This window comes from Anaerococcus sp., assembly GCF_030825785.1.
Lineage (GTDB): Bacteria > Bacillota > Clostridia > Tissierellales > Peptoniphilaceae > Anaerococcus.
Window position 1 is genome coordinate 1 of sequence record NZ_JAPJPG010000074.1, and the last position, 3028, is coordinate 3028.

3 protein-coding genes and 1 riboswitch are annotated in these 3028 nt (G+C 35.1%); all 3 genes read left to right on the forward strand.

All coding sequences use genetic code 11. The features are described from left to right. Nucleotides 1-46 precede the first annotated feature (46 nt). A riboswitch (FMN riboswitch) is annotated at nt 47-160 on the forward strand. A gap of 73 nt (nt 161-233) precedes the next feature. Beyond that, on the forward strand, nt 234-1307 hold the full coding sequence (gene ribD, locus RCH56_RS07500; RefSeq protein WP_306484356.1) for a bifunctional diaminohydroxyphosphoribosylaminopyrimidine deaminase/5-amino-6-(5-phosphoribosylamino)uracil reductase RibD: 1074 nt from the start codon (nt 234-236) through the stop codon (nt 1305-1307). Continuing rightward, the gene (locus RCH56_RS07505) at nt 1288-1902 is read left to right on the forward strand and encodes a riboflavin synthase (protein ID WP_306484357.1); all 615 of its coding nucleotides are present in this window, start codon (nt 1288-1290) and stop codon (nt 1900-1902) included. Before ribD ends, RCH56_RS07505 begins: the two co-directional genes overlap by 20 nt. Continuing rightward, a partial coding sequence (gene ribB / locus RCH56_RS07510; RefSeq protein ID WP_306484359.1) for a 3,4-dihydroxy-2-butanone-4-phosphate synthase occupies nt 1903-3028 on the forward strand: 1126 nt, incomplete at its 3' end.

Consider the following 3028-nt stretch of genomic DNA (forward strand, 5'->3'; position numbering starts at 1 on the left):
ACAAAGCTTAAACAAAAGGTTATACTGTTATTAAGTTAATAATAAACATAATCTTCAGGGCGGAGTGAAAGTCTCCACCGGCAGTTAAAGTCTGCGAGCGCAAGCTGAATTGGTGAAATTCCAATACCGACAGTTATAGTCTGGATGAGAGAAGAATTTTTATATGCCTTTTTTGCATACATAAAATCTAAGTCCCTGAAAGGGGACTTTTTTAGTTCCCAAAAGGAGGAGATATGAATTATGATAACTTAATGAGAGAATGTTTCGACCTGGCTCGTAAGGGAAGTGGAAAGGTTTTAACTAATCCAATGGTTGGAGCAATTCTTATAAAAAATGGTCAAATAATATCGAAAGGCTATCATAAAAGTTTTATCGAAGATCATGCAGAAATCGATTGCTTTAATAATCTTAAGGAATCTGCCGAAGGTGCTACTCTGATAGTCAATCTTGAGCCTTGCTCACACTTTGGAAAGCATCCTCCTTGTGTTGATGAGGTCATAAGAAGAAAGATAAAAAGGGTAGTGATAGCAAATCTCGATACTAATCCCAAGGTAGATGGAATCAAAAAATTAAGGGAAGCTGGGATAGAAGTTATAACTGGTGTTTTAGAAGAAGAGGGAAGGAAATTAAATGAGAAGTTTTTCTTCAATATGAAAAACAATAGACCTCTAGTAGCTCTAAAATATGCACAAAGCCTGGATGGGAAAATAGCCACAGGATCATTTGATTCCAAGTGGATTACAAATGAAGAATCTAGGGCCTATGTCCACAAACTTAGGAGCGAGTATGACGCAATCCTGGTTGGTGCAAATACCCTAAGGCAGGATAATCCAAGGCTTACTTCAAGGATAGAAGGTGGGGTTAACCCCTTTAGAATTATTCTTTCTGATAAGCTTGATTTATATAGAAATTATGAAGTCTTTAAAGAAAATTTTGATGAAAAAACTTACATCGCAACAATTTCAAAAAAAGATATCGATATAAATGCAGAAATTTTAAGATGTAGGCAAAAAGATGGCAGAGTCGATCTTAAGGATATGTTAAAAAAGCTTTATGAAAGAAATATCGGATCAGTCCTTGTAGAAGGAGGATCTATCATAAACAACTCCTTCCTAGAAGAAGACCTAGTAGATAAAATTTATCAGTTTATAGCTCCAATAATCGTATCCGGTGTGGATTCAAGGTCTGCTTTTATAGGAGAAGGGGCGAAACTTATAAAGAATTCAAAAAGATTTTCTATAGAAAATATCATAAGATTTGGATCTGATGTAATGTTTGAGGTAAATAATGTTTACAGGAATAGGTGAAGAGTTAGGGGTAGTTAAGGAATTTAAGCAAAAATCGGATACAGTCGAAATAAAAATTGCTTGCCAAAAGGTGCTTGAAGATACAAAACTAGGTGATTCGATAATGACTGATGGAGTTTGTCTTACAGTTACGGAGATTAAAGATTCCTACTACAAGGCCGATATAATGAATGAATCTCTTAAAAAGACTAAGTTTGATATGAGCATTTTGGGAAAAGAAGTAAATCTTGAAAGAGCCCTAAGATTTTCTGATAGACTAGACGGTCACATAGTCCAAGGCCATGTGGATGGAGTAGGAAGACTTATTTCGATTAATAAAAACGTCTACAGGTTTAAAACTACTAGAGAAATTGGAAAATACATCGTAAACAAGGGATCTATTGCCATTGATGGCATATCTCTTACAGTATCTTACGAACAAGGTGATATATTTGAAGTATCCCTTATACCAGAGACCCTCTCTAGGACGAATCTTAAAAATAGAAGGGTTGGAGATTTAGTAAATCTAGAAACAGATATCCTATCAAGGATAATTGAAAAGTTAAATAGAAGCGAAAAAAAGGAGGATAAAGACTCAATTTTGAGTTTATTATAGATGAATAGAGTTAAAGAAGCCTTAGAAGCACTAAAAAGAAACGAAATAATCCTAGTTACTGACGATGAGGATAGGGAAAATGAAGGGGATATGATCTGTGCTGGAGAAAATGTTACAGGAGAGATGATAAATATCATGGCAACTTATGCAAAGGGGCTTATATGTACTCCTATTGGTAAGCAAGTAGCCAGGAGACTTTCACTAAATCCTATGGTTGTCCAAAACACAGATAATCACGAAACTGCCTTTACTGTATCAGTAGATCACGTTGATACAACTACAGGCATATCAGCCTTTGAAAGAGCCGAGACAATAAGAGCTCTTGCATCAGAAGACTCTAAAGCTAGTGACTTTAGAAGACCGGGCCATGTATTTCCCTTAGTTGCCAAAGACGGAGGAGTCCTCGAAAGGGACGGTCATACAGAAGCAACAGTTGATCTATTAAGGCTTGCAGGACTTAAAGAAGTAGGACTTTGTTGTGAGATTATGGCAGATGATGGTCATATGATGAGGGGAGATGACCTTATAAAACTTGCTGAGAAACTAAATCTTAAAGTAACAACAGTTAAGGAAATCCAAGAATTTAGAAAAAACTTGGAAGTAGATGTAATATCTACCAATCCTGTTAACCTTCCTAGTGAATATGGCAGCTTCAAGGCCTATGGTTTTCTTGATAGAAAAACAGGAAAAGAACATATAGCCATTGTCAAAGGAGATATAAAAAAAGAAAAAGTCCTAACTAGGATACATTCTGAATGTTTGACAGGAGATGTTTTAGGATCAAGGAGGTGTGATTGTGGAACTCAACTGCATACTGCCTTAAGAAAAATTGAAGAAAATGGTTGTGGTCTTTTATTATATCTTAGACAAGAAGGTAGGGGAATAGGACTATTTAATAAACTAAAGGCTTATGAACTCCAGGAAAAAGGCTTTGACACTGTTGATGCCAATATAAAATTAGGATTTCCAGAAGATATGAGAGATTATAAAATAGCATCTGAAATTATAAAAACTTTAGGAGTAAAATCAGTTGACCTAATGACAAATAACCCTGATAAAATAAACCAATTAAAACATTATGGAATAAAAGTTAGTGAAAGATTTCCTATTGAGATAAAGTCTAATG